At 71.0% G+C, this 26,601-nt stretch carries 26 protein-coding genes; 10 read left to right on the forward strand and 16 right to left on the reverse strand.

The features are described 5' to 3' along the window. The first annotated feature begins 16 nt into the window (after positions 1–16). Positions 17–1,222 (forward strand): sensor histidine kinase, encoded by a 1,206-nt coding sequence (locus OG568_RS41195; RefSeq protein ID WP_266580693.1) that lies wholly within the window; start codon positions 17–19, stop codon positions 1,220–1,222. A gap of 12 nt (positions 1,223–1,234) precedes the next feature. Here the strand turns inward: OG568_RS41195 and OG568_RS41200 are convergent, their stop codons facing one another. The 7 genes from OG568_RS41200 to OG568_RS41230 all read right to left on the reverse strand — a co-directional run bounded on the left by OG568_RS41200 (position 1,235) and on the right by OG568_RS41230 (position 9,695). Beyond that, on the reverse strand, positions 1,235–1,393 hold the full coding sequence (locus tag OG568_RS41200; protein WP_101896770.1) for a hypothetical protein: 159 nt from the start codon (positions 1,391–1,393) through the stop codon (positions 1,235–1,237). Between the two features lie 95 nt (positions 1,394–1,488). After that, the gene (locus OG568_RS41205) at positions 1,489–3,618 is read right to left on the reverse strand and encodes a serine/threonine-protein kinase (protein ID WP_329535192.1); all 2,130 of its coding nucleotides are present in this window, start codon (positions 3,616–3,618) and stop codon (positions 1,489–1,491) included. Between the two features lie 39 nt (positions 3,619–3,657). Continuing rightward, positions 3,658–5,151: a DUF6777 domain-containing protein gene (locus OG568_RS41210; RefSeq protein WP_329535193.1), complete on the reverse strand. Its 1,494-nt coding sequence runs from the start codon at positions 5,149–5,151 to the stop codon at positions 3,658–3,660. Between the two features lie 212 nt (positions 5,152–5,363). Continuing rightward, on the reverse strand, positions 5,364–6,317 hold the full coding sequence (locus OG568_RS41215) for a cytochrome c oxidase assembly protein (RefSeq protein ID WP_266622730.1): 954 nt from the start codon (positions 6,315–6,317) through the stop codon (positions 5,364–5,366). A 103-nt stretch (positions 6,318–6,420) separates the two neighbouring features. Continuing rightward, the gene (locus tag OG568_RS41220) at positions 6,421–7,446 is read right to left on the reverse strand and encodes a 6-phosphofructokinase (RefSeq protein WP_266417036.1); all 1,026 of its coding nucleotides are present in this window, start codon (positions 7,444–7,446) and stop codon (positions 6,421–6,423) included. Between the two features lie 259 nt (positions 7,447–7,705). Beyond that, positions 7,706–8,434 carry a type 1 glutamine amidotransferase gene (locus tag OG568_RS41225; RefSeq protein WP_101407826.1) on the reverse strand — a complete coding sequence of 243 codons (729 nt, stop codon included), beginning with the start codon at positions 8,432–8,434 and terminating at the stop codon, positions 7,706–7,708. Positions 8,435–8,456: 22 nt separating this feature from the next. Continuing rightward, positions 8,457–9,695, reverse strand: a complete 1,239-nt coding sequence (locus tag OG568_RS41230; protein WP_266417041.1) for a MurT ligase domain-containing protein — start codon at positions 9,693–9,695, stop codon at positions 8,457–8,459. A gap of 154 nt (positions 9,696–9,849) precedes the next feature. On the opposite strand from OG568_RS41230, the gene def reads away from it, so the two are divergent. Then, positions 9,850–10,389 (forward strand): peptide deformylase, encoded by a 540-nt coding sequence (gene def, locus OG568_RS41235; protein ID WP_266417044.1) that lies wholly within the window; start codon positions 9,850–9,852, stop codon positions 10,387–10,389. Positions 10,390–10,448: 59 nt separating this feature from the next. Here def and OG568_RS41240 read toward each other — a convergent pair whose 3' ends face one another. Further along, positions 10,449–11,093, reverse strand: coding sequence for a TetR family transcriptional regulator (locus OG568_RS41240; protein ID WP_329535194.1), 645 nt, complete (start codon positions 11,091–11,093; stop codon positions 10,449–10,451). Positions 11,094–11,262: 169 nt separating this feature from the next. Between OG568_RS41240 and OG568_RS41245 the strand changes: the two genes are divergently transcribed. Beyond that, positions 11,263–12,492, forward strand: coding sequence for an acyl-CoA dehydrogenase family protein (locus tag OG568_RS41245; RefSeq protein WP_329535195.1), 1,230 nt, complete (start codon positions 11,263–11,265; stop codon positions 12,490–12,492). A gap of 87 nt (positions 12,493–12,579) precedes the next feature. Here the strand turns inward: OG568_RS41245 and OG568_RS41250 are convergent, their stop codons facing one another. Genes OG568_RS41250 through OG568_RS41260 form a run of 3 tightly spaced genes read right to left on the reverse strand, consistent with a single transcriptional unit; the run spans position 12,580 to position 15,387 of the window. Continuing rightward, positions 12,580–13,101 carry a cupin domain-containing protein gene (locus OG568_RS41250; RefSeq protein ID WP_266417050.1) on the reverse strand — a complete coding sequence of 174 codons (522 nt, stop codon included), beginning with the start codon at positions 13,099–13,101 and terminating at the stop codon, positions 12,580–12,582. Between the two features lie 7 nt (positions 13,102–13,108). Next, positions 13,109–14,323, reverse strand: coding sequence for a cytochrome P450 (locus OG568_RS41255; protein ID WP_329536588.1), 1,215 nt, complete (start codon positions 14,321–14,323; stop codon positions 13,109–13,111). 5 nt (positions 14,324–14,328) lie between these two features. Next, on the reverse strand, positions 14,329–15,387 hold the full coding sequence (locus tag OG568_RS41260) for a type III polyketide synthase (RefSeq protein ID WP_266417052.1): 1,059 nt from the start codon (positions 15,385–15,387) through the stop codon (positions 14,329–14,331). 213 nt (positions 15,388–15,600) lie between these two features. Between OG568_RS41260 and OG568_RS41265 the strand changes: the two genes are divergently transcribed. Then, entirely contained in the window at positions 15,601–16,275 is a 675-nt protein-coding gene (locus OG568_RS41265; RefSeq protein WP_329535196.1) for a transcriptional regulator, read from the forward strand. 42 nt (positions 16,276–16,317) lie between these two features. Here the strand turns inward: OG568_RS41265 and OG568_RS41270 are convergent, their stop codons facing one another. The 5 genes from OG568_RS41270 to OG568_RS41290 all read right to left on the reverse strand — a co-directional run bounded on the left by OG568_RS41270 (position 16,318) and on the right by OG568_RS41290 (position 21,146). Further along, complete coding sequence (locus OG568_RS41270) at positions 16,318–16,557, reverse strand: DUF6213 family protein (RefSeq protein ID WP_054228947.1); 240 nt, start codon at positions 16,555–16,557, stop codon at positions 16,318–16,320. Positions 16,558–16,581: 24 nt separating this feature from the next. Further along, positions 16,582–17,976 (reverse strand): NADP-dependent succinic semialdehyde dehydrogenase, encoded by a 1,395-nt coding sequence (locus OG568_RS41275; RefSeq protein ID WP_329535197.1) that lies wholly within the window; start codon positions 17,974–17,976, stop codon positions 16,582–16,584. Between the two features lie 124 nt (positions 17,977–18,100). Beyond that, on the reverse strand, positions 18,101–18,565 hold the full coding sequence (locus OG568_RS41280; RefSeq protein WP_329535198.1) for an NUDIX domain-containing protein: 465 nt from the start codon (positions 18,563–18,565) through the stop codon (positions 18,101–18,103). Then, positions 18,562–20,100, reverse strand: coding sequence for an ATP-dependent DNA ligase (locus OG568_RS41285; protein ID WP_329535199.1), 1,539 nt, complete (start codon positions 20,098–20,100; stop codon positions 18,562–18,564). The genes OG568_RS41280 and OG568_RS41285 overlap by 4 nt, the downstream gene beginning before the upstream one ends. Before the next feature lie 74 nt (positions 20,101–20,174). Next, positions 20,175–21,146 carry an NAD(P)/FAD-dependent oxidoreductase gene (locus OG568_RS41290; RefSeq protein ID WP_329535200.1) on the reverse strand — a complete coding sequence of 324 codons (972 nt, stop codon included), beginning with the start codon at positions 21,144–21,146 and terminating at the stop codon, positions 20,175–20,177. Between the two features lie 62 nt (positions 21,147–21,208). On the opposite strand from OG568_RS41290, the gene OG568_RS41295 reads away from it, so the two are divergent. From OG568_RS41295 to OG568_RS41320, 6 genes are all read left to right on the forward strand, one after another. After that, positions 21,209–21,817 (forward strand): helix-turn-helix domain-containing protein, encoded by a 609-nt coding sequence (locus tag OG568_RS41295; RefSeq protein WP_329535201.1) that lies wholly within the window; start codon positions 21,209–21,211, stop codon positions 21,815–21,817. Positions 21,818–21,911: 94 nt separating this feature from the next. Further along, on the forward strand, positions 21,912–22,889 hold the full coding sequence (locus OG568_RS41300) for an NADPH:quinone oxidoreductase family protein (RefSeq protein ID WP_329535202.1): 978 nt from the start codon (positions 21,912–21,914) through the stop codon (positions 22,887–22,889). Further along, a complete protein-coding gene (locus OG568_RS41305; protein ID WP_329535203.1) occupies positions 22,886–24,067 on the forward strand; it encodes an acyl-CoA dehydrogenase family protein in 1,182 nt (393 codons plus the stop codon). The genes OG568_RS41300 and OG568_RS41305 overlap by 4 nt, the downstream gene beginning before the upstream one ends. After that, positions 24,067–25,176 carry an acyl-CoA dehydrogenase family protein gene (locus tag OG568_RS41310; RefSeq protein ID WP_329536589.1) on the forward strand — a complete coding sequence of 370 codons (1,110 nt, stop codon included), beginning with the start codon at positions 24,067–24,069 and terminating at the stop codon, positions 25,174–25,176. Before OG568_RS41305 ends, OG568_RS41310 begins: the two co-directional genes overlap by 1 nt. 174 nt (positions 25,177–25,350) lie before the next feature. Next, on the forward strand, positions 25,351–26,208 hold the full coding sequence (locus OG568_RS41315) for a phosphatidylinositol-specific phospholipase C/glycerophosphodiester phosphodiesterase family protein (protein WP_329535204.1): 858 nt from the start codon (positions 25,351–25,353) through the stop codon (positions 26,206–26,208). Between the two features lie 175 nt (positions 26,209–26,383). Next, entirely contained in the window at positions 26,384–26,578 is a 195-nt protein-coding gene (locus OG568_RS41320) for a hypothetical protein (protein ID WP_266417076.1), read from the forward strand. Positions 26,579–26,601 lie beyond the last annotated feature (23 nt).

The following is a 26,601-nucleotide window of genomic DNA, read 5'->3' on the forward strand; positions in this document are numbered from 1 at the left end:
GCGGGGCGGTGACGGCGTGAGCGGATTCCTGGCGGGCCTGTGCGTCGCCGTACTCCCGCTGCTCGCCGCCGGGTTCTGGCTCGGCAGGCGTACCGCGCGGCCCGAGAACCTCGGCGGGCTCGGCACCCCCGTCGAACACGCCACCTTCGAGACCCTGCACACCGCCTCGCTGGCCGCGCCCCCGCTGCGCGCGGGCCTCACCGGGGAGACCGCCCGCAAGTCCGCCCGCCGACTGCGCACCCTGCTCGGCACGGACGCCCTGTGCCTCACCGACCAGGACACCGTCCTCGCCTGGGACGGCGTGGGGGAGCACCACCGCACCGAGATCATGGAACGGCTCGGCGGTCCCCTGGAGACCGGCCGCGGCGAGGCCTTCCGGCTCAAGTGCGACGAGCCCGACTGCTCCCTGCGCTGGGCCGTCGTCGCACCGCTCACCGTCGACGACCGCGTCCACGGAGCGCTCGTCGCCTGCGCGCCCCGCGAGTCCGCCGTCCTGGTCCGGGCCGCGGGCGAGGTCGCCCGCTGGGTCTCCGTGCAACTGGAACTCGCCGACCTCGACCAGTCCCGCACCCGGCTGATCGAGGCCGAGATCAAGGCCCTGCGCGCCCAGATATCCCCGCACTTCATCTTCAACTCGCTCGCGGTGATCGCCTCGTTCGTCCGCACCGACCCCGAGCGCGCCCGCGAACTGCTCCTGGAATTCGCCGACTTCACCCGCTACTCGTTCCGCAGGCACGGCGACTTCACCACCCTCGCCGACGAACTGCACGCCATCGACCACTACTTGGCGCTGGTCCGAGCGCGCTTCGGCGACCGCCTCTCGGTCACCCTGCAGATCGCCCCCGAGGTGCTGCCGGTCGCGCTGCCCTTCCTCTGCCTCCAGCCCCTCGTGGAGAACGCCGTCAAACACGGACTGGAGGGCAAGACCGACAAGAGTCACATCAGCATCACCGCACAGGACGCGGGCGCCGAGGCGCTGGTCGTCATCGAGGACAACGGCACCGGAATGGACCCCGACCGGCTGCGCCGCATCCTCGCCGGCGAGGTGAGCCCTTCCGGCGGCATCGGACTGTCCAACGTCGACGACCGGCTGCGCCAGGTGTACGGGGACGAGTACGGCCTCGTCATCGAGACCGCCGTGGGAGCGGGCATGAAGATCACCGCCCGGCTGCCGAAGTACCAGCCGGGGGTGCACTCGGCGCGGCGGCTGCCCAGGGAGTGACCCGCGCGCACGTCAGGCGTTGCGCGAGGCCACCATCGCGATCGTGAGCAGACCGAGCACCACCCAGCCGAACCACAGCCAGCCGTTGCTGCCGAGCGCCACCGTGTAGGCCGTCACCATGACGAGTCCGCCGACGGTGAGCACCCCCATCGCCTTCGTCGAACCGGGCATCGCGGCACACCCTTCTCCCGGCGGGGTCCACGACGCGGGCCGTGGCCTGCGCCCATTTTCACCCGAACGGACGCGGTTCGCCAGGGCCGGGTGCGCTACTCGCCTCCGTGCATGAGGGCCTTGTCCAGCCGCTCGATGCTGCAGACCACCAGGTAGTACCCCTTCCTCCACAGTCCTGTGCTGCGCAGACCATGACTCACATAGGTGTCGGCGGGGTAGTGGAGTTGCTGCGGCGGGGCGTCGGCCGCGCACTGTGCGTCCGCCTCCACCTCGGGCTTCTTGCCGGGCGTGAGGCTGGTGAGGTGCGTGATCCGGAAGACCAGGCCCACATGGTCCTTGTCGCAGGAGACGAGCTCGTAGTGGGTGTATTCGCTGGCATCCCCGCGGGCATGGCCGAGGCAGTCGCCCTGCTGCATCTGGGTCGCGTCCTCGAACGCCATCCCGTACGGGCGGAGGTTGCCGAGCCTGCCGTACACCGGACCGTGCTTCCCGACCAGCAGGCATGCGACGTTCCCGCCGGTGGCGTCGAAGCCCTCGCGGGTGGGCACCACGGCCAGGCTCTGGACGTGCCAGGCGAGTTTGTCGGCGGTCGCCTTCGTCCGCTGCGCGCACTCGTCCGCGCCGTCGCTGTCGGCCTCCTCGAAGGAGCGTGCCTTGTACAGCTCCATCACCTGCCCGTCGGGGCGCAGCGCTCCGCAGCTCGGATCCAGTTGCAGACGCGGGGTGCCCGAGGCCGGTGCGGGCGACGGGTCGCTCAGCACGCAGTCGCCCTTCTTGAGCGGTGCAAAGAGCCCGACCCGGGTGCCGTACGGCGCTACGGGCGTGTGCGTCCTGCCGTACTGGGCCATGCCCCAGATCACCCCCGCCGTCAGCGACAGCGCGAGGAGCAGTGCCACGGTCACCTGTAGGAGCAGCGTCCGCTTGCGGCGTCCCCCGCCGGGTTCGGGGACGGGTACGGCGGGGGACGTGTACCGGGGCGGACCGAAACCGGCACCGGGCTGCGGGGTGTGCGGGGCCGGTGGGCCGAATCCCTGCCCCGGGCGGGGTGCGTACGCGGTCGGGGCACCGACGGTACGCGCTCCGGCCGCCTGCGCCATGGGTGTGTACGCCGCGTGGTGCGCCTGCGCGGGAGGGGTGGCCTGGGCCGTGGGGACGTACGGACCCGGCGCGGCGAAACCCTGGCCCCGGGCCGGGGACGGGCTCTGGTCGTGTGCGGGCGGGGCGTAGTCGTGGTCCCGGGACGAGCCGCCCGTGGCCCGGCCGGGGGGCGCGGGACCCCCGGGCCCGTCGGAGGTGACGAACCCCGCCCACGGCGGCTGCGAGCCGGTGTCGACCTGGGTCGGCGGATGGGGTTCGGGCAGGATGATCCGGGCCAGGGCCGCCGCCGTCCGCTCCGCGGAGATCCGCAGGCCGGGGTCCTTGACCAGCAGCGCGTCGATGACCGGCCCCAGCGCGCCGGCCCGCGGGGACGGTGGCGTCTCCTCCGAGACCACCGCGGCGAGCGCCCCGAGGTGGCTGTCGCGGTCGAAGGGGCCGTGGCCCTCCACGCCGAAGTACAGGGTGCAGCCCAGCGAGAACAGGTCGGCCGCCGCGGTCGGCTGCCCGCCCTGGGCCCGCTCCGGTGCCAGATAGCCGGCCGTGCCGACCACGACGGAGGTCCGGGTCCAGCGGGTCTCGGGGGAGTCCGGCTGGACCGAGACGCCGTAGTCGGTGAGGAGGATGCGGGCGCCGGGGGTGCCCGAGCGGTCCGGGGCGAGCAGGATGTTGGCCGGTTTGACGTCCCGGTGCATGATGCCGCGCTCGTGTCCGGCGGTCAGCGCGTCCAGCACCGCGAGGCCGACGCGGGCGCACTCGTCGGGGGCCAGTGGACCGCGCCGGGCGAGCCAGGCCCGCAGGTCCTCCGCGCCCGCCACGTACTCCATCACGATCCACGGCAGGCCGTCGTGCTCCAGGACGTCGTGCACGGTGACCACGTGCGGGTGGTCGCGCAGCACCGCGGCGTGCCGCGCCTCCGCGCGGGCGCGCGCGATCCGCGACTCGAGTTCCTCGCCGCCCTCCGGGGCGCCGCGGAACCTGATCTCCTTGAGCGCGACATGGCAGTCGAGCCGCTGGTCGTGGGCGAGCCAGACGTGGCCCATCCCACCGGAGCCGACCTGCTCCAGGAGCAGATACCGCCCACCGATGAGCCGACCCGCTCCGTCCGGCTGTGCTGCACCTGCTGTCATCCGGTTGCTCCCCGGGTTCCGCGTGCTGTCGTACATGGGTCAGGCGGCGCTTTCGCCGGGCCCGGCGGAGTCGCTCGTGCCGGGGTCGACCGGGGCGGGTTCGCTCGACACGGGTTTGCTCGCCGGTGGCGCGCTGCTGACGGTGGGCCTGGCCGAGGTCGGGTCCGTGGTGGGCGCGGTTCGCGTCGGTTTGGGCGGCGGCTGGGTCGGCGTCGGTTTGGGCGGCGGTTCGGTCGAGGCAGTGGTCGGGGCGGACGCCGAGGCGGTGGTCGGGGCGATGCTGGTCGGAGTGTTCGAAGGCGAGACGTCCGGCGGGGGCGACGAGCCCGTCTTGCCGCCCGTCCCGCCGACCGCACCGGGCGTCGTGGGTGATCCGGTGTCGCTGCCGGAAGACGAGGGGCCGCCCGACGACTCGCTCGAGGAGGGGCCGGACGATCCCCCGGACGGGGTGGAGGGCGTCGTGCCGGTCGTCGGCCCGCCCGTGGTCGTGCCATCCGTGGTCGTGCCATCCGTGGTCGTGCCATCCGTGGTCGTTCCACCCGTGGTCGTGCCATCCGTCGTCGTGCCCGAGGGCGACGGCGTGGTCCGGTCGCTGCCGCTCTCGGACGGGCCCTCGGGCTGCACCACCGAGAGGACCACCGACGTGCCCCAGTCGACCTGGCTGCCCTCGGTCGGCCGGGACGCCGTCACCCGGGCGCCGTCGGCCGGCAGGGTGTCACCGGCGTACGACATTCCCAGCCCCGCGTCGGTCAGCCGCCTGGTCGCTTCGGCGAAGGTCGTGCCGGTGACGGTCGGTACGCCGTGCTTCTGCTGGGTGCTGAACGACTTGTCCTGGCTGCCGTCGCTGCCCACCGGGCGGGCGATCCCCCGGTCGGGGTGGTGCACGTCGACGAGCTGGAGCTGGTGGATCTCCCGCTTCCCGGGCGGCGGCTCGACCACCACGACGCGGTCCTGCCGGTAGTCGGCCCACTTCTTGTTGCCGTTCTCGAACTGCACGTCGGTCTTCGAGGTCTTTCCCTCGAAGGGGAGCAACGGATTGCCGCAGGAGCACTTCACCGCGGGCAGTCCCTGTTGGTCGACCAGAATGGCGATTCCGGCCTGGAGCAGCGCGGCGTACGATACCGCCTTGCCGTCCGTGTAGTCGTGATTCGTCACGAGAGTGTCGTGACGCAGTACGACGGGTGTGAGTTGATCGATATAACTCGGGATCTGATCGGTGCCTATATGCAGGACCCGCGCCCATTCCTGGGCCTTCGCCGAGTTCTTGGGGTCGGTGAGGAATTTCTTCAACTTCGCCACGGCGCAGGTGCCGGGTTTCGTGGAGCCGCCCCAGACGCCGGTGCCGGGGTCGTCGCCGGGATCCGGTGCCGGTGAACCGCTGCCGTTACTGCCGTCAGGGGCGCCGCCGTACAGGCCGGGGCTGTTGCTGGCCTGCACACCACCGCTGGGCCGGGCCTCGCGCAGTGGGATGTCCTTGCCGAGCTGTCCGTCCTCCTTGAAGAAGGGCGAGACCGAGGAAACCCCCGCCGCCACGGCCCGCACTACGAACAACTGATCGGATTTGCTGCACCCGCTGACTATCAGTACCGAAACCAGCAGTAGAGCGAGCCTTCGGGCGGCGGAAATCCCCGCCCTTTGCATGGACGCACGAATTGACATGACCGCTCCCCCTGCGGTTTCCCCCGTTGTCCCCCCATGCTACTGAACGGAAAACCCCTGCACGCAAGGTGAATTGCAAAGTTAATTCAGCGGCCGCGTGCGTTGAGTGAGGCCAGATAGGCGTTGTACGCCTCGAGTTCCTTGTCACCGTCGCGGTCGGCGGCCCGGTCCGTGCGGCGGGCCTGTCGCTTCTCGGAGGCGTACCATTGGAAGAGCAGCGCGATCAGCACGAGGACGGAGGGGATCTCGCTGAACGCCCAGGCGATACCGCCCGCGGCGCTCTGGTCGGCGAGCGCGTCGATGCCGAGCGAGGCGGGCGGGTTCTTGTACGTGTCGACCATCGGCTCGGACGCCATCATCAGCGCGATACCGAAGAACGCGTGGAACGGCATGCCCGCGAACAGCTCCAGCATCCGCATCAGATATCCCGGCCGGTGCGGTCCGGGGTCGACCCCCATGATCGGCCAGAAGAAGACCAGGCCGACGGCGAGGAAGTGGCACATCATCGCGATGTGCCCGGTCTTGGAGCCCATCAGGAAGTCGAAGATGGGGGAGAAGTACAGCGCGTACAGGCTCGCGATGAACAGCGGGATCGTGAACGCCGGGTGCGTGATGATCCGCATGTAGCGGCTGTGCAGGAACATCAGCAGCAGTTCACGCGGGCCCTTGTTGCCTCGGGTGGCGGCCACCGGCAGTGCGCGCAGCGCCAGCGTGATGGGCGCCCCGAGCAGGATCAGGATCGGCGACAGCATGCTGATCACCATGTGCTGCACCATGTGCACGCTGAACATGACCATGCCGTAGTCGTTCAGCTTGGTGCACATCACGAGCATCACGGTCAGCACACCGAGCACGAAGGCGATGGTCCGGCCGACCGACCACTTGTCACCGCGCCGCGCGAGCCGTACGACCCCCCAGCCGTACAGGCCGAGTCCCACCAGGCAGGCGACGAGGAAGAACGGGTCCGCGGACCACTCGAGCCCCCGCCCCAGCGTGAACGGCGGCAGATCCATGGTCATGCCGTGCCCGCTGTGATCCATCCGCCGGCTCCTGATTCGTACGTTGTGCGCTGTCTGTCCGAACCAGAGTAGAACTGACCCCGGTCACAACTGTGACCGGGGTCAGTGCAGCGCGAACGAACCCTCAGAGCACGCACTCCGCCTCGGCGTACCGCTCCTCGGGAACCGTCTTCAGGCTCTCCACCGCCTCCGCGAGCGGCACCATGACGATGTCGGTCCCCTTCAGCGCGGTCATCTGCCCGAAGTCGCCGCGATGCGCGGCCTCCACCGCGTGCCAGCCGAACCGCGTGGCGAGCACGCGGTCGTACGCCGTCGGTGTCCCGCCCCGCTGGACGTGCCCGAGGATCACCGGCCGAGCCTCCTTGCCGAGGCGCTCCTCCAGCTCCAGGGAGAGCTGCCGGGCGATGCCCGCGAAGCGCTCGTGCCCGTAGACGTCCTTGCCGCCCTCGTCGAACTCCATGGTGCCCGGGCGAGGCTTCGCCCCCTCCGCGGCGACGACGATCGCGAACCGCTTGCCCGCCTCGAAGCGCTCGCCGACCCGCGCGGCCAACTCCTCGATGTCGAAGGGGCGTTCCGGTACGACGATGGCGTGCGCGCCCGCCGCCATCCCGGAGTGCAGGGCGATCCAGCCCGTGTGGCGGCCCATGACCTCCACGATCAGCACCCGCTGGTGGGACTCGGCGGTGGTCTTCAGCCGGTCCAGGGCCTCGGTCGCGACGCCGACGGCCGTGTCGAAGCCGAAGGTCACGTCCGTGACGGCGATGTCGTTGTCGATGGTCTTCGGAACGCCGACGATCGGCAGACCGCCGTCCGAGAGCAGCCGCGCCGCCTTCAACGTGCCCTCGCCGCCGATCGGGATGATCGCGTCGAGGCCGAGCTCCTCGACATGCCCCTTGGCCCGCTCCACACCGTCACGCAGCTGCGCGGGCTGGACCCGGGAGGAGCCGAGGATGGTGCCGCCGCGAGCCAGGATGCCGCTCACGGCGTCGAGGTCGAGCTTCAGGTAGTCGCACTCCAGAAGCCCCTTCCAGCCGTCCCGGAAGCCGATGACCTCGTCGCCGTGGTCGACGACGGCGCGGTGCACGACGGACCGGATGACGGCGTTCAGGCCGGGGCAGTCGCCGCCGGACGTGAGGACACCAATGCGCATAGCCCGAAATACCTTCTCAACGTGGGCCGGGGACCGGACCACGTTGTCCGGCTGGAATCCCGGTCACCCTACCGGCGGGACGGGGTGGTGCCGTAGCGGGCGTCCGCCTGGTGGACGCGGCCGCACAAGTGAGCGGACACGCTGTCAAGCGGGCCCGACCTGGGTACACCGTGCCACAAACGCCTAGGGCGCGCCTGAGGTATCCCTCGAGCGCGCCCTGTGGACGTCCCGCACCGTTTGTCCGCCGTTGGCCGACGGTTCAGGCGGGCTGCTGCGCCGCGGCGATGCGCTCGCCGCGAAGCGCCTCGTACCAGCGGTCGTCGATCGGCGGCAGCGCGTTCACATCGAGGGCCAGCTTCAGCAGCAGGTCCGCGATCTGCGGGTTGCGGGCGAGCACGGGCCCGTGCATGTACGTGCCGAAGACCGTGTCGTTGTACGCGCCCTCGGTGCCGTCGCCGGTGCCGTTGCCCTTGCCGAGCCGCACCTGCGCGAACGGGCGCGCGGTGGGGCCGAGATGGGTGACGCCCTGGTGGTTCTCGAAGCCGGTCAGCTGCGGGAGGCCCAGACGCGGGTCGATGTCTCCGAGTACGTCGCCGACGCACCGCTCGCCCTCGCCGCGCACCGAGACCACGTCGAGCAGGCCGAGGCCGGGCTCGCGCTGCCCGAGGTCGTTGATGAACTCGTGGCCGAGGATCTGGTAGCCGGCGCAGACCGAGAAGACGATCGCGCCGTTGCCCACCGCGCGGTGCAGACCGCCGTCGCGGCGCAGGCGCTCCGCGGCGAGCCGCTGCGGCCGGTCCTCGCCGCCGCCGATCAGATAGATGTCGCCGGAGGTCGGGATCGGCTGGTCGCTGCGTACGTCGAGACGAGCGACGTCCAGACCGCGCTGACGGGCCCGGCGCTCCACGACGAGGGCGTTGCCCTGGTCGCCGTAGGTGCTCAGCAGGTCCGGGTAGATCCACACCAGGCGCAGGCTGTTGTCACTCATTCTCTTGGTCCTCCGTGGCTGCTCAGTTGCCGACACGACGCCTCAAATCCTGGAATGCGGTGTAGTTCGCGATGACCTCGATGCGACCGGGCGGGGCGAGCTGCACCGCCTGGTCGAGGTTCTCGCAGACCTGGAAGGACTGGTTGGCGACCTCGAGACGCACGGCGAGGTCGAGCTTGCGGTCGCCGAGCACGAAGATCGGGTGCCCGGTCAGACGGGTGTAGTCGACGTCCCACAGCCAGGACGTGTCGGTACCGTCGGCGCCGCGTGCGTTCACGGACAGGATGACCGGGGTCGGCGGCGGGTCGATGAGGGAGAACGTCTCGAGCCAGCCCGCGGGGTTCTTGGCGAGCAGCAGACGCAGGTCGCGCTGCATGAACTGCACGACGTCGTAGCGTCCGGCGACCGCCTGCACCTGGTACATGCGCTCCAGGGCGACCTGCGGGGGTACCCCGAAGACCGCGGCGACGGCGGCCGACGAGGCGGCGTTCGCCTTGTTGGCCCGGCCGGGCAGCTGGAGGTGGATCGGCCACGCGGAGCCGTGCGGGTCGAGGACGTGGTCCCCGGACAGCGCCCAGGTCGGCGTCGGACGGCGGAAGCCGCAGTCGCCGCAGAACCAGTCGTCCCCGGGGCGCTGCATCACACCACCGCAGGACGGGCAGGACCAGGCGTCGTCCTTCCACATCTGACCGGCCGCCACCCACATGACGTTCGGCGAGGAGGAAGCGGCCCACACGACGAGCGGGTCGTCGGCGTTGGCGACCACGACGGCCTTGGACCCGGCCAGGCCCTCGCGCCAGTGCTCGGCCATCATCCGGGTCTCGGCGGCCCGGTCGAGCTGGTCGCGGGAGAGGTTGAGCAGCGCGATGCACTTCGGGTCGGTGTCGCGGGCGACACCCGAGAGGTACTTCTCGTCGACCTCGATGACCGCGTACTTCGCGTCCGAACCCCCGGCGAGCGCCGAGGTGATACCGGCCGGCATGTTGGCGCCCAGCGCGTTGGACACGACCGGGCCCGCGGCCCGCAGCGCCTCCGCGATGAGCCGGGTGGTCGTGGTCTTGCCGTTGGTCGCCGACACCAGGATCACGTCCAGGTGGGTGGCGAGCCTGGCCAGCAGATCGGGGTCGAGCTTGAGTGCCACCCGGCCGCCGATCACCGATCCGCTGCCGCGTCCGGCGGCCCGCGAGACGGCCGCCGCCGCCTTGCCCGCCGTCACGGCCAGCTTGGCCCGCGGCGTCAGCGGGTCCGAGTTGCCTGACATCGTTTCTCGATCCTCCTTGCGTACGCGCCGCGCCTCTGCCCCCGGCACCGTGTGGGCCTCAGCCTATCGAGATCCACTCACGTGCCCGAATCGCGGCACCTCTGCGGTGCCCGCGCGACATTCGCGCGCCCATGAGGACCGTACCCTTGCCGCCATGCGACACGGCTCCATCCCCGGCACCAGAGGGCGCGTCCGGCCGGTGACTCTGCTCGGCGACCCCGTTCTGCACACACGGTGTGAGGACGTTACGGACTTCGGCCCCGAACTCGCCCGACTCGTCGAGGACATGTTCGCGACGATGTACGCCGCCCAGGGCGTCGGCCTCGCCGCGAACCAGGTCGGCGTCGCGTCGCGGGTCTTCGTGTACGACTGCCCGGACGACGAGGATGTCCGCCATGTGGGACACGTGGTGAACCCCCGTCTCGTCGAGGCGGACGGAGTGGTCCTGCGCGGGCCGGAGGGCTGTCTCTCCCTGCCCGGCCTGGAAGCGGGCACGGAACGGTACGACCACGCCGTCGTCGAGGGTTTCACCGTGGACGGGGAGCCGGTGCTGGTGCACGGCACGGGGTGGTTCGCGCGGTGCCTGCAGCACGAGTACGACCACCTGGAGGGTGGTCTCTACGTGGACCGGCTGAGCGGTTGGCGCCGGCGCCGGGTGATGAGGCAGGCGGCGCGGGCGTCCTGGGGGCGCTGAACCCTGTCGGGCGGCCGCGATGTTGTTCGCCGAGAACAACCCGCGGCCGACACCCGACCTCAGAACCCAGGACCCCCGACACGGTCGCCGGCCGCGGCCAGCCGACCCCACAGCAGGTCGGCCAGACTCCGTACCAACACGGCGCGGGTGCACGGCTGTTCACCCAGCCACCAGTCCCCGGCGGCATGCATCATGCCGACGATCCCGTGCCCCCACACCCGCGCCAACTGCTGACTGTCCGGTCCGAGATCCACCCGTTCCTCGATGACCTCGGCCAGTTCCTCGCCCATGCGGCGCAGCAGCGGCGCGGAGTGCTTGCCCAGGTCGAAGCCCTGGTCGGCGGACGAGGCGCCCTCCGTGGGGTGCATCAGGAAGCGGTAGACCTGGGGGTGCGCCTCTATGGCCGCGAGATACGTGTCGAGGGTGGCCTCCACCCGCTCCCGGCGCTCGGCGGGCGCGTCCAGCGCGGCCCGCAGGGCGCCGAGGAGGGCGTCGGTGTGCCGCTTGGCCAGTGCCGCGTAGAGTCCGCCCTTGTCGCCGAAGTGGCGGTACAGGATCGGCTTGGTGATGCCCGCCTCGGCGGCGATGGCGTTCATCGAGGCTCCGGGGCCGTCGCGGAGCACCACTCTGTCGGCGGCCTCCAGCAGCTCACGCCGGCGGCGGTCGGCGGACCTCTGCTGATCGGTCCGCTGCGTGGTGTCCATGATCTCTCCCCACCCGTGGTGATTCGGTGACGCTTGCGCAAACTAACACTGATCGGCCCATGCGTATCGAACGGGCTGCCGAGCTGAACGCGGGAGTTGACTTTTACTACTGGTCAGTAACAGACTCCAGTTACCGCAAGTAACACTTTAGTGCAGTGCTGGAGGGGACATGGCCGAGTTCACCATGGAGCTCAACGACGAACAGAAAGAGGTCCGCGACTGGCTCCACGGGTTCGCCGCCGATGTGGTCCGCCCCGCGGCCGCCGAGTGGGATGAGCGTGAGGAGACTCCATGGCCGGTCATTCAGGAGGCCGCGAAGGTCGGCATCTACTCCCTGGACTTCTACGCCCAGCAGTACTTCGACCCCACCGGCCTCGGCATACCCATGGCCATGGAGGAGCTGTTCTGGGGTGACGCGGGCATCGCCCTGTCGATCGTCGGTACCGGCCTCGCCGCCGTGGGCGTCCTCGCCAACGGCACCGAGGAGCAGATCGGCACCTGGATCCCGCAGATGTACGGCGACGCGAACGACGTCAAGGTCGCCGCCTTCTGTTCCTCCGAGCCCGACGCCGGCTCCGACGTGGCCTCCATGCGTACGCGTGCCGTCTACGACGAGGCCAAGGACGAGTGGGTGCTCAACGGCACCAAGACCTGGGCGACCAACGGTGGCATTGCCAACGTCCACGTCGTCGTCGCGGTCGTCGACGCGGACCTCGGCTCCAAGGGGCACGCCTCCTTCATCGTGCCGCCGAACACGCCGGGCCTGTCCCAGGGGCAGAAGTTCAAGAAGCACGGCATCCGCGCCTCGCACACCGCCGAGGTGGTCCTGGACAACGTTCGCATCCCCGGTTCCTGCCTGCTCGGCGGCAAGGCGAAGCTGGACGAGCGCCTGGCCCGCGCCCGGGAGCGCGCCAAGGCGGGCGGCGGTGAGCGCGTGAAGAACGCCGCGATGGCCACGTTCGAGGCGTCGCGTCCGGCCGTCGGGGCCATGGCGGTGGGCACGGCCCGCGCGGCGTACGAGGTCGCCCTCGACTATGCGATGACGCGTGAGCAGTTCGGGCGGCCGATCATCGACAATCAGGGCGTCGCCTTCCAGCTCGCCGACATGCGTACGTCGATCGATGCGGCGCGGCTGCTGGTGTGGCGCGCTTCGTGGATGGCGATCAACGGGAAGCCGTTCACCGCGGCCGAGGGGTCGATGTCCAAGCTGTTCGCCAGTGAGACGGCGAAGAAGGTCACCGGGCAGGCCATTCAGATTCTGGGCGGCAATGGGTACACCCGGGAGTACCCGGTGGAGCGTATGCATCGGGATGCGGCGATTTACACCATTTTCGAGGGTACGAGCGAGATTCAGCGGCTGGTGATCGCGCGGACGTTGTCCGGGATGCCGATCCGATAGCGGTGAGGCGCGGGGTGCGGCTCCGCCGTGGCTGGTCGCGCCCACGGCGGAGCCGCACCCCGCGCCTCAAGAGGCGGTGCGCCGCCCTCACCGGAGTTTCAGAGGTGTGAGCTGCTCGATGTCGTACCTCGCCCTCAGTTCCTCGATGGCCGCGTGGTCGGGTGGGCCGCCCGAACCCAGGATCTCGAGCAGCTCCTCGAAGTAGCGCTCGTGGTCCGGGGGCGGGGAGGCCTGGAAGAACATCTTCGCCTGGGTCTCGGTGGGGTTGGAGAAGGCGTGGGGACAGCCCGGGGGCACGACGATGACCGTGCCCGGGGTTGCTCGTACCACTCGGTTGCCCGAACTCGACTCCCACTTCTGCCAGTTGTCGGGGGTCCGGATCCGGGGCTCGAAGGCGAGCACGTCCAGCTCGCCTTCGAGCACGTAGAACAGCTCCTCGCTGCGCGTGTGCACATGGGCGCCCACGTCGAAGCCGGGCGGTACCAGCACCTCGAAGGTGGACGCGGTGCGCGAGTGCGAGCCGGTCACCTTGAACGTCACGTGCTGGGCGGGGGTCTCCACGATCCGGCCGTGACCCGGCGGCACGAGGAGCCCTTCGGCGGCGGTCATCGGCCGGTCACCACCGCACCGGCAGGGCCTCGGGTCCGCGGATCAACGCGCCCTTCTTGAAGGGGATTTGACTCGCAGGCACGGCGAGCCGCAGCCCTGGCATCCGGTCCAGGAGCGCGTCGACCAGGAGTTCCGACTCCAGCCTGGCCAGCATTCCGCCCGGGCAGTAGTGCGGGCCGAAGCCGAAGGCCACGTGCGGATTGGGATCGCGGGAGAAGTTGATGTGTTCCGGGTCGGGGAACACGTCCGGGTCGCGGTTGGCGGCCAGGTACGAGACGTAGACCGGGTCGCCGGCCCGGATCAGTACGCCCCCGATCTCCACGTCCTTCGTCGCGATCCGCGACAGGCCGACCGTGTTGCGGTGCGGGATGTAGCGCAGCAGCTCGTCGATGGCCTGGGGGCGGAGCTCCGGGTCGGAGCGCAGCCGGTCGGCCAGCGCCGGGCGGGTCATGAGCAGGTAGAACATCTGCCCGCTGTTGTTGGTGACCGCCTCGCCGCCGATCTGGAGGAGGACGGCGAGTCCGACGGCCTCCTCCAGAGTGATCTCGTCCCGGCCCACGGCGGCGCCCAGCAGCGAGGTGACGTCCTCGTCCCTGCTGCGGCCGCGGGCGCCGATGAGCTTCCTGAAGTACGCGCCCATCTCGTCCTTGGCCTCCTCGCTGACCGCGGCGCCGTGGGAGGAGGACAGGATCAGCTGCGTCCAGGCGTGCATGGCCCGCCGGTCGGCGGTCGGGACGCCCATCAGCTCGCAGATGACCGCGATGGGGAAGGGGCCGAGGATCGCCTCGGTGAGGTCGGCGGGCGGTCCGACCCGGAGCAGCTCGTCGACCATCTCGTCGAGCGTGCGCCGGGCCTTGGCGCGGACCCGCTCCACCCCGCGTGCCGTGAAGGCCGCGGCCACCGAGCGGCGCAGCCGGGTGTGGTCGGGCGGGTCCAGGAACCCCACCGCGTCCCGGATCGGGATGAAGTGCGGGGCGAGCCGGGTGACGGACCGGTCGATGACCGCCTCGCGGCTGAACCGTGGGTCGTTGGCGACCATGCGCACATCGTCGTGGCGGGTCACCAGCCAGGCCCAGCCCTCGCCGTTGGGCAGCTGGACCCTGGTGACCGGTCCCTCGCGCATCAGCTCGGTCAGGACCGGGTCGAAGTCCACGCCCTTCAGGTCGAGGGCGGGCCAGTGCCGGATGGGCGGCAGTGGCCCGGCGATCGTCTTCTCGGTCATTCCGCTCACGCCGTCTCGTCTTTGTGCCAGCGGCCCAGGGCCATTTCCGCGGTGATGCCGGGGCCGAAGCCCGCGAGCAGTCCGCGTGCGGAGTGCTCGGCGCCGCCCTCGTCGAACAGCCGGCGCAGCGCGTCCAGGACGACGGCGCTGGCGATGTTCCCGTACTCGGTGAGGGTGGCCCGGCTGAACCGGAAGGCCTCCGGTGGGACCTCGAGGAACTTGCTGAGGTCGTCGAGGATCCTGGGTCCGCCCGCGTGGATGATGTAGAAGTCCAGCTCGGAGGCGTTCCAGCCGTGCTGTCGCGCGAGGGTGTGGAGGGCGGGGGCGAGCGGTTCCATCGTCCCGGGAACCCGCTTGTCCAGCAGGAAGTGGAAGCCCGTCGCGCGGACGTCGTACATGATCCAGTCCTCGGTCTTGGGGACCAGGTACGAGCCGTTGCGCTCCAGTTCGATGCCGGTGCCGCCGCTGCCGCGGACGACGGCGGCGGCGATGCCGTCGCCGAACAGGCCGTTGCAGAGCAGCGAGCCGACGCCGAGGTCGGTCGGCTGGTAGCAGAGCGAGCAGAACTCGCAGGCCACGATGAGTGCGTTGGCGTCGGGGTACGCCTGGCAGAAGTCGTGGGCCCGGTTGATCGCGGCGCCGCCGGCCGCGCAGCCCAGCTGGGCTATGGGTATCTGCCGGGTGTCGCTGCTGAAGTCCATCGAGTTGATCAGCCAGGCCGTGAGCGAGGGCATCATGAACCCGGTGCACGACACGTAGATGATCATGTCGATGTCGGTGGTGAGCAGCTCGGCGTCGTCCAGTGCCCGCTGTATGACGGCGGGGACGCGGGCCTTCGCCTCACTCTCGTAGACCTTGTTGCGTTCTTCGAAGCCCGGGTGTTTCAGCGTCTCCTCGATGGGCTGCACGATGTGCCGGGTGCTGACGCCGGTGTTCTCGATCAGCCGGAGTGCCAACGGCAGCTGTGGGTGGTCCTCATGACGGGAGCGAGCCAGCTCCAGCGTCTCCTCCATGGTGATCACGTATTCCGGCACGGAGACCGAAGGTCTGCACAAAGTCGCCATGACGCGCGCCTTCTTTCGCCTTCCGGGGAACTCTCGTCCCCCGGCGGAAGGGTGGTTCACCCACGGGGGTGGTTCACCCGCTGGGGTGGTCCACCCACGATCACCCGGAAGCGTGGGGATCTCTCGTCGGGTTACTCCATTCCGGGGAATTTTGGGAGGGTATGGGAGTGCGGGGGAAAAGGCCCCGGGACGGCCGAACCGAAGGAGTACGCCATGGTGCGCACGGCCAGGGAGCTGCTGGAGGACACCACCGGGAAGCTCGCCCCGGACCCCCACGCCAACCGGCTGTTGCCCCTCATCGCCCGGGGCGCGGCCCGGCGCTCCACGCTCGCCGCCCTCGCCCACGAACAGCGCCATGTGATCGCCGCGGACCGTCGTGCGTTCCTGCATCTGGCCGAGCGCCCGGACGCCGGGCCGGAGAGCGCCGCCTTCTTCGCCCTGCTCGCGGCGGGTGAGGCTCTGGCCCAGGACCGGTTGGGTGCGTACGCGGTGGCCTGCGGGGCGGACGAGGCGCGGGCGGCGGCGTACGAGCCGCTCGCGGACTGCCAGGCCTATCCCGCGTACGTCGCCTGGCTGGCCCTGAACGGCTCACCGGCCGACGTGGTGCTCGCCCTGAGCGCCAACTTCGCGACGTGGGGCGGCTATTGCGCGACGATCGCCGAAGCCCTGCGCCGCCACTACGGCTTCGACGACGAGGCGTTCGGCTTCTTCGACTTCTTCGCGGCACCCGCTCCGGAGCTGGAGCGCACCGCGCTCACGGCCGTGCAGGCGGGGCTGGACGCGGGGCGGATCGGGGAGACCGAGGTCCTCCGGTACGGGCGGCTGCTGCAGAGTTACGAGGCGAAGTTCTGGCACGCCCTGTGGGAACTCGACCAGCGGCCGGGCTGAGGGCGCGCCGGCCCGGCGCGCGGACCGGGTGGACGCGCGCCGTCAGTCGGACGTCGTCCCGCTGCTGTGCGCGATGCAGGCCACGTCGATGCGGTCGGCGAGCTTGGCGAGTTCGATGGTCAGCGTCGCCACCGTGTCCTCGTCGAGTCCGTCCTGACCGGCCTCCACCAGGTGCAGCCACCGGCCGCCCACCGTGCGCAGCAGTTTGCTGACGTCGGCGGCCGCCACCTGCAACGTGCCGCGGTCGTCGACGATCAGAGGCAGGGTCACTTCGCGGTTCACAGGGGGATCGTAGCTGCGGAACGCTTACGCTCCGTGCCATACCGTGGTGATGTTGCAGAACTCGCGGATTCCGTGCCCCGACAGCTCACGCCCGTAGCCGGACCGGTTGACCCCGCCGAACGGGAACGCCGGGTGGGAGGCGGTCATCCCGTTGAAGAACACGCCCCCCGCCTCCAGGTCGCGGACGAACCGCTCCACCTCGGCCTTGTCGCTCGTCCAGACGTTCGAACTCAGTCCGAACGGCGTGTCGTTCGCCAGCGCCACCGCCTCGTCCAGGTCGACGGCACGGTAGAGCGTGGCGACCGGCCCGAAGGTCTCCTCCTGGTGGACGCGCATCTCGGGGGTGATGTCGGTGAGGACGGTCGGCGCGTAGTACCAGCCGCGCTCAGTGAAACCTTCCGGGCGCTCGCCGCCGCACAGCACGGTCGCGCCGTTCTCCACGGCGTCGTCGACGAGCTCCTCCAGGTCGCCGCGTCCCTGTTCGGTGGAGAGCGGGCCGATGTCGGTGTCCTCGTCCAGCGGGTCGCCGACCTTGAGCGCCTTCATGCCCGCCGTGAAGCGTTCGGCGAAGGCGTCGAACACGTCCGTGTGCACGATGAACCGCTTGGCCGCGATGCACGACTGCCCGTTGTTCTGCACCCGGGCCGTCACCGCGGTTTTCGCCGCCCGGTCGACGTCGGCGGACGGCATGACGACGAACGGGTCGCTGCCGCCCAGCTCCAGCACCGTCTTCTTGACCTCGTCCCCGGCGGCCGAGGCCACGGCGCGTCCCGCCGGTTCGCTCCCGGTCAGCGTCGCCGCCTTGACCCGGGGATCGCGAAGAATGCCCTCGACGGCGCCCGAGCCGATCAGCAGCGTCTGGAAGCAGCCCTCGGGGAAGCCCGCCCGGCGGAACAGGTCCTCCAGGTAGAGCGCGGTCTGCGGCACGTTCGAGGCGTGCTTGAGCAGGCCGACGTTGCCCGCCATGAGGGCGGGCGCGGCGAACCGGACCACCTGCCAGAGCGGGAAGTTCCACGGCATGACGGCCAGCACCGGGCCCAGCGGCCGGTAGCGCACCAGGACGCGGGAGGCGCCCGAGTCCTTCACGTCAAAGGCGGCGGGCTGTTCGTCGGCGAGCAGCTCTTCGGCGTGGTCGGCGTACCAGTGCATCGACTTCGCGCACTTGGCGGCCTCCGCGCGGGCCTGCTTGACGGGCTTGCCCATCTCCGTGGTCATCACCCGGCCGATGTCGTCCCGCTCCTCGTCGAGCAGGTCGGCGGCCTGGTGCAGCAGCCGCGCCCGCTCGGCGAAGGACGTGGTGCGATAGCTGCGGAACGTGGTCTCGGCCGTGGCGAGCCGGCGCTCGATCTCCTCGGCGCCGAGCGCGTCGTACGTCTTGAGCGTCTCGCCGTTCGCCGGGTTCACCGTCGCGATGGGCATGGCCGACCTCCTGAAGCGGGCTGTTCTTCGAGCGGGGCTTTTCTCCGAGCGGGCTGTTCTTGAAAAGCGGGCTTTTTTCCGACCCTCCCGCGCGGCGCGGTGCGGCGCAACGCGGAGGGCGCTCTCAGTCCGAGTGCTCCGCCAGCCGGTCGAGAAACGCCGCCTGCGCCGGCACGATCAGCTCCCGTGCCCGGTCCAGGCCGAACCACTCCACCCGGTCCAGCTCGGGGAACTCCTGCCTGCGCCCCGACTTCGGTGGCCACTCCATCTCGAAGGTGCCCGGGACCACCGTCGCCGGGTCGAGGTCCGCCTCGATCGCCCAGGCCGTGACGACCTTGCCGTTCGTCTGTCTGACCTCGCCGAGCGGGGCCGCCTCCCCGTCGGGCGGCGGCAGCCCCAGTTCCTCCTGGAACTCCCGGCGCGCCGCGTCCCAGGCGGTCTCGTCGGGCTCGTACTCGCCCTTGGGCACGGTCCACGCCCCGGCGCCCCGCCGCGCGAAGAAAGGGCCGCCCATATGGCCGAGCAGCACCTCGGGGCCGTTGTCGGTGCGCCGGTACAGCAGCAGTCCGGCACTGCGCTTCCCCCTCACGGGGTCACCTCCGGGTGTGCGGCGAGCAGGGTCTCGACCGTGTCGGCCTCGGCGGGCGTCTTGTCCTCGCGGTAGCGCACCACGCGGGCGAACCGGAGGGTGACCCCGGCCGGGTAACGGGTGGACTTCTGCAGACCGTCGTACGCGATCTCCACGACGAGTTCGGGCCGTACGGTCACCACGTGGCCGCTGTCCTCGACGGCGAGCTCCTGGAGGCGCTCGGTCTGCCAGGCCAGCATCGCGTCCGTCATGCCCTTGAAGGTCTTGCCGAGCATCGCGAAGGAGCCGTCCGCCGCGCGGGCCCCGAGGTGCAGGTTGGAAAGCTTGCCGGTGCGCCGCCCGTGGCCCCACTCGGCCGCCAGAACCACCAGGTCGAGGGTGTGCACGGGCTTGACCTTCAGCCACGACGCACCGCGTCGGCCCGCGCTGTAGGGGGCGTCCAGGGCCTTCACCACCACGCCTTCGTGGCCGCGTTCCAGCGTCTCGGCGAGGAAGCGTTCCGCCGCCGGGATGTCCTCGGGACCGTGGGCGAGGGCGCGCCGCACCCGCATCGGCTGGGGCACCAGCCGTGCCAGCTCCGCGTGCCGTTCGGCGAACGGCAGGTCCAGCAGATCCCGCCCGTCGACCGACAGCGCGTCGAAGAAGACGGGGGAGACCGGCACGCTCCGCGCGGCCGTGGCCACATCCACACGCGAGCCCACCCGCCCGGCCGTCTCCTGGAAGGAACGCGGCCGCCCGTCCTCGTCCAGTGCGATCACCTCGCCGTCCAGGATGAACCGGGTTCCCTTCAACTCCGCTGCCACGTAGGTGAGTTCGGGCAGCCGGTCGGTGATGTCGTCGAGGGTGCGGGTGTAGATCCGTATGTCGTCGCCGACGCGGTGCAGCTGTACGCGGATGCCGTCGAGCTTCTCCTCGACGGCACACGCGCCGAGCTTTTCCACGGCCTCGGACACGGACCCGGCGGTGTGGGCGAGCATGGGCAGCACCGGGCGGCCCACCGTGAGGCGGAAGCCGTCCAGGGCCGCCGGCCCGCCCGTCAGCAGCGCCTGCGCCACCGTCTGCAGCGATCCGGCGAGCATCACCGCCCGCCGTACGTCCGCGGCGGGCGCGCCGGTCGCCTCTGCGAGCCCCTCGACCGCGACCGCGTCCAGCGCGCCCTGCCGTACCTCGCCGGTGAGCAGCCCGGACAGGAACCGCTGCTCGTCCTCGGTGGCCGCCGCCCGCAGCCCGTCCATCAGCCGCTTGCGCTCCGCCTGCGAGCCGGTCCCCGTGACCGCGCCGACCTCGGTCAGCCGGGCGTCCACGTCCCGCACCGTGAGCGAGGGCTCGGGCGCGGGCGGGACCGGCCCGCTCAGCAGCTTCCAGCCGATGCCGAGCCGCCCCTGCGGGAGACGGCCCGCCAGATACGGGATGACGATCGGCACGTCGTCCGCGTCGGCGTCCCGGAACAGCTCGGCGAGCAGGGCGATCTTCCGGGACCGCGCCGAGGCGGCGGAGACCTCCCGGGACACATGGGCGAGCCGGGCGAGCAGCATGGAGCCATGGTGCTACGGAGGGACGCCGTCCACACCCGGGCGGTTCGGCTCCGAGCCGAGGGCCCGGACGTGGCCTATACGTGGCCCAGACGGGCCTGGACGGCGTCGAGGTCGGCGAAGAGCAGTTCGCCGTTGAGCGTGGCCGCCGCCCGGTAGCCCGCGCCCGCGGCGTTCACGACCTGCTCGGCGAAGCCGATCGCGTTGCCCGCCGCCCAGACGCCCGGCACGGTCGTCAGACCGGTCTCGTCGACCACGGGGTAGGTGCCGAACGGCGTCTCGCGCAGTTCGGCGCCCAGTTGCTCGAACAGGTCGTTGCGGGGGACCGCGCGCGGCGCCACGAAGAGCGTCGAGCGGTCGTGGACGGTGCCGTCCGCGAGCCGGACCCCCGTGAGCCGGTCGTCCTCGACGACGAGACCCGCGACCTCACCGGGCACCACGACGACTCCGGCCGCGGCGAGCCGCCGGGTGTCGTCGGCCGTCAGCTCCTCCTCGGCGACCGTGTGCAGGAACAGCGTGACGTCCTTCGACCACTGGGAGACCATCAGCGCCTGGTGGACGCTCATCGGCGTGGCGGCCAGCACCCCGAACGGCTCGTCGCGCACCTCCCAGCCGTGGCAGTACGGGCAGTGCAGCACGTCCCGCCCGAAGCGCTCGGCGACACCCGGGACCGTCGGGAGTTCGTCCGCCAGCCCGGTGGCGAGGATCAGCCGCCGCGCGCGCACGGTCCGTCCGGCCGCGAGCGTCACATGGAACTCGCCGCCGCGCCGCCGGGACACGTCCACCGCCCGGTCCCGGACCAGCTCGACGCCGTACCGCGCGATCTCCTCGCGGCCCGCGGCGAGGAACTCCGCGGGCGGCATGCCGTCCCGGGTCAGATAGCCCTGCAGATGTGCGGCGGGCGCGTTGCGCGGCTCACCCGCGTCGACGACGAGCGTGCGGCGCCGGGCCCGGCCGAGGACCAGCGCGGCGGACAGGCCGGCCGCGCCGCCTCCGACGACGACGGCCTCGTACCCCTGGGTCATGTCGGTCATGGTGACCACCTCCATCCGGACGGTCCCGCGACCGGTGCCGCATTGACAAATGGCTTTGCCGAATCTGCAATAAGAGTATGGGTATGGGCATGGACGAGGGTGTGGATGACGGCTCCCGGACGGACCAGGTGCTGGCCGAGGTCGGGCCGAGGCTGCGGCGCATCCGCAAGGAGCGGGGCGCGACGCTCGCGGGGCTGTCCGAGGCGACCGGTATCTCCGTGAGCACGCTGTCGCGGCTCGAGTCGGGGCTGCGCAAGCCCAGCCTGGAGCTCCTGCTGCCGATCGCCCGGGCCCACGAGGTGCCGCTGGACGAGCTGGTCGGGGTGCCGCCGGTGCGCGACCCGCGCGTACGCGCCCAGCCGATCGTGCGCGGTGGCCGCACCCACTGGCCGCTCACCCGGCAGCCCGGCGGACTTCAGGCGTACAAGGTGCTCGAACCGCAGCGCAAGCTCGAGCCGGATCCCCGGACCCACGAGGGCTATGAGTGGCTGTACGTGATGTCGGGGCGGCTGAGGCTCGTGCTGGCAGACCACGACGTCGTGCTCGGTCCGGGGGAGGCCGCCGAGTTCGACACGCGGGTGCCGCACTGGTTCGGATCGACGGGGGAGGGGCCCGTGGAGTTTCTGAGCCTGTTCGGGCCGCAGGGGGAGCGGATGCACGTCAGGGCGCGTCCGACCCGCTCGTGAGGGCGTGACGCACATGACTGTTCCCTGATCGGCAAGCGACCGCTTAGTATGCGGTCGAGCCCGGTCAGACAGAGCAGTCCCGTGGAGGCCCCGCATGCAGGCATGGCAAGTGCACCAGCTCGGCGAGCCGAGTGAGGTGATGCGGCTCCAGGACGTGGAGCGACCGGTACCCGGTGAGGGGCAGGTCCTGCTCAAGGTACTCGCGGCGAACATCAACTTCCCGGACGCGCTGATGTGCCGCGGGCACTACCAGGTCAGGCCGCCGCTGCCGTTCACGCCCGGAGTGGAGATCTGCGGCGAGACCGAGGACGGGCGCCGCGTGCTGGCCAACCCCGCACTGCCGTACGGCGGTTTCGCCGAGTACGCCGTCGCGGACGCCGCCGCCCTGCTGCCCGCGCCCGACGCCCTCGACGACGCCGAGGCGGCCGCCCTGCACATCGGCTACCAGACGGGCTGGTTCGGCCTGCACCGCCGGGCTCGTCTCGAAGCCGGCGAGACGCTGCTCGTCCACGCCGCCGCCGGAGGGGTCGGCAGCGCGGCCGTGCAGCTGGGGAAGGCCGCGGGCGCCACCGTCATCGGCGTGGTCGGCGGAGCCGACAAGGCGGCCGTGGCGCGCGAGCTGGGCTGCGACGTCGTGATCGACCGGCGTACCCAGGACGTCATCGCCGCCGTGAAGGAAGCCACCGGCGGCCGCGGCGCCGACGTGATCTACGACCCCGTCGGCGGTGAGGCGTACACCCAGTCCACCAAGGTCGTCGCCTTCGAGGGCCGCATCGTCGTCGTGGGCTTCGCCAGCGGCTCGATCCCCAGCCCGGCGCTCAACCACGCCCTGGTGAAGAACTACGCGATCCTCGGCCTGCACTGGGGTCTGTACGGCACCAAGAACCCCAAGCTGATCCAGCACTGCCACGAGCAGCTCACCGAGCTGGCCACGCGCGGCGCCATCAAGCCACTCGTCAGCGAGCGCGTCCCACTGAGCGGTGGCGGCGCGGCCGTGCAGCGGGTCGCCGACGGTGTCACGACCGGCAGGGTCGTCGTGGTGCCCTCTCTCGAGAACGGAGCGGCCGCATGACCGACGCAGCCGAACTGCGCGCCCGGACGAGGGAGTTGCTGGCGGCTCATCCGCCCGCGACGACGGACCGGACCGACTTCCTCAAGGCCCGCTTCGACGCCGGACTCGCCTGGGTGCACTACCCCGAGGGCCTCGGCGGCCTCGGCGCCCCGCGCTCCCTCCAGGCCGTCGTGGACGCCGAGCTGGAGGCCGCGGGCGCTCCCGACAACGACCCGCGGCGCATCGGCATCGGTCTCGGCATGGCCGCGCCGACCATCCTCGGCTTCGGCACCCAGGAGCAGAAGCGGGACTTCCTGCGGCCGTTGTGGATCGGCGAGGAGGTCTGGTGCCAGCTCTTCAGCGAGCCCGGCGCCGGGTCCGACCTGGCCGCGCTCGGTACCCGTGCCGTCCGTGAGGGCGACAACTGGGTGGTCAACGGGCAGAAGGTGTGGACCTCCAGCGCCCACCTCGCCCGCTGGGCCATCCTCATCGCCCGCACCGACCCGGACGTGCCCAAGCACCGCGGCATCACGTACTTCATCTGCGACATGACCGACCCCGGCGTCGAGGTGCGGCCGCTGCGCCAGATCACCGGCGAGGCCGAGTTCAACGAGGTCTTCCTCACCGACGTCCGCATTCCCGACGCGCACCGGCTGGGTGAGGTCGGCGACGGCTGGCGGGTCGCGCAGACCACGCTCATGAACGAGCGCGTCTCCATCGGCGGTATGCGCATCCCGCGCGAGGGCGGCATGATCGGCCCGGTCTCCAAGACCTGGCGCGAGCGTCCCGAACTGCGCACCCACGATCTGCACCAGCGGCTGCTGAAGCTGTGGGTCGAGGCCGAGGTCGCCCGGCTCTCCGGCGAACGGCTGCGCCAGCAGCTCGTGGCGGGCCAGCCCGGCCACGAGGGCTCCGGGATGAAGCTCGGATTCGCCCGCCTCAACCAGGAGATCAGCGGCCTGGAGGTCGAACTCCTCGGTGAGGAAGGCCTGCTGTACGACGACTGGACGATGCGCCGGCCGGAACTGGTCGACTTCACCGGCCGCGACGCCGGCTACCGCTATCTGCGCTCCAAGGGCAACAGCATCGAGGGCGGGACCAGCGAGGTCCTGCTCAACATCGTCGCCGAACGCGTGCTGGGCCTGCCGTCCGAGCCGCGCACCGACAAGGACGTCGCGTGGAAGGACCTGACCCGATGATGACGACGACAACACAGAGCACACAGCCCGATCTGCTGTACTCGGAGGAGGAAGAGGCGCTGCGCGCCGCCCTCCGCGGCCTCCTCTCCGACCACTGCGACGCGGCGGGCGTCATCGCCCGCACCGAGTCGGACACCCCGCACGACCCCGAGCTGTGGAAGACGCTCACGGACGCGATGGGCCTGGCGGGCCTGCTCGTGCCCGAGTCGCTGGGCGGCCAGGGCGCCACCCACCGCGAAGTCGCCGTGGTGCTGGAGGAGTTGGGGCGGGCGGTCGCGCCGGTGCCGTATCTGACGAGCGCCGTCGTCGCCACCGAGGCACTGCTGGCCTGCGAGGGCGAGGAGGCCACCGGGCTGCTGACCGCGCTGGCGTCGGGCCGGACGATCGGCGCGCTCGCCGTGGCGCTGTCCGTGGCCCCCGGCGGCGCCTACAAGGCCGTACGGAACGAGGACGGCGTCCTGCACGGGGAGCTGACCGGGATCGCGGACGCGGCGGTGGCCGACGTACTGCTGGTTCCGGCGGACGACGGCGGGCTGTACGCCGTGGACGGGGACGCCGTGACGATCACCCCGCAGGTGTCCCTCGACCTCACCCGGCCGCTCGCCACGGTCACCTTCGACGGAGTGCGGGCACGTCGCCTCGGCGCCGCCGAACCCGCCGTACGACGGGCCCTGCGCACCGGCGCCGGACTGCTCGCCTCCGAGCAACTCGGACTCGCCGACTGGTGCCTGACCGAGACGGTCCGCTACCTCAAGGAGCGCAAGCAGTTCAACCGGCCCGTCGGCGGATTCCAGGCGCTCAAGCACCGGCTCGCGCAGTTGTGGCTGGAGGTCGTCAACACGCGCGCCGCCGCCCGCGGCGGTGCCGACGCGCTCGCGACCGGCAGCGCGGACACCGATCTGTCGGTCGCCGTCGCCCAGGCGTACGCGGCACCCGTCGCCGTCCACACCGCCGAGGAGGCCCTCCAGTTGCACGGCGGCATCGGGATGACCTGGGAGCACCCCGTTCACCTGTATCTGAAGCGGGCGAAGGCGGACTCGATCGCGTACGGCACGGCGGGAGCCCACCGTGCGGCGCTGGCCGAACTGGTGGACCTGCAAGCCCCCTGACGTACCCCTTCCAGAGGCCCGCCCCACCAGGGGCGGGCCTCTCGGTGTGCTTAGGGGGTGAAGTGAACGGGCAGCGGCAGTCCGGCCAACTCCCCTCGCAGCAGGGTCTGTCGGGCCGCCGAGGACCGCATACTCGCTGAGGTCCGTAGTGAAACCCCTCAAGGGAGGCAGAGCATGGCCCTCACCACCCGTCGCAGAGCCCTCACCACCCTCGGCGCCGCCCTGGCCGGTTCGGTCGCCCTGCCCGCCTCGCGGGCACTGGCCGGGGAGGAGAAGCACCGCGCGCGCCCCTTGTGGCGTGCCCACGCGCACAACGACTACGAGCACCCGCGACCCCTGTTCGACGCGCTCGACCACCGCTTCGGCAGCGTCGAGGCCGACATCTACCTCGTCGGCGACCAGCTCCTCGTCGCCCACGACCCGGTCGAACTGGACCCGACCCGCACCCTCGAATCCCTCTACCTCGCCCCCCTCGCCGCCCGTGTGAAGGCCAACCACGGCTCGGTCTACCGGGGATACCGGAGGCCCCTGCAACTCCTCATCGACATCAAGACCGAGGGCTCGTCGACCTACCTCGAACTCGACCGTCATCTGAGCCGCTACCCGCACCTGTTCACGACCTACGCGCACGGCCGTGTGCACCCGGGGCCGATCACGGCGGTGATCTCCGGCGACCGCGCCGCCCGTACGCCCATGGAGGCGCAGAGCGTGCGGCGCGCCTTCTACGACGGTCGGCTCACCGACCTCGGCGGCGCGGCCCCCGCCACCTTCGTCCCGCTGATCTCGGACAACTGGACGCTCAACTTCACCTGGCTGGGCGAGGGCCCGTTCCCGGACGCGGAGCGCGTGAAGCTGCGCGGCATCATCGCGGAGGCGCACCGGCGACGCCAGAAGGTGCGGTTCTGGGCCACGCCCGATCTGGCGGGCCCGGCCCGCGAGGCGCTGTGGGGCGAACTGCTGGCCGCCGACCTGGACTACTTCAACACCGACGACCTCGCCGGGCTGGAAGCCTTCCTCGACGCACACGAGTAGACGCACACCAGTAGACGCGTACGAGTTGACGCTCGCGAGCAGACGCACGCGCGGATGTGCGAACGGGCGTGGACATCACACGTTCGGAGGACACGTCAGCCGCCCGGAGGAACCCTCCGCTACGCGACACTTGCGGCCGAAAGCCGCGGTGTCGACGTGGCGGAGGAGGTTGACGATGGCCATTTCCATCTCTGTGGTGGTACTGCTCCTGATCCTCGCGGTGGTCTTCCTGCGCAACGGCGCGCTGAAGCCCTCACACGCGGTGGTCTGCGTACTGCTCGGCTTCTATCTGGCGAGCACCAGCATGGGGCCGACCATTCAAAACGGGCTCACCGCGACGGCGGACATCGTGAGCAGCCTGCGCCCCTGATGTTCGGGTCCAGATGCACGTCG

The sequence above is a fragment of the Streptomyces sp. NBC_01450 genome, assembly GCF_036227505.1.
Classification (GTDB): domain Bacteria; phylum Actinomycetota; class Actinomycetes; order Streptomycetales; family Streptomycetaceae; genus Streptomyces.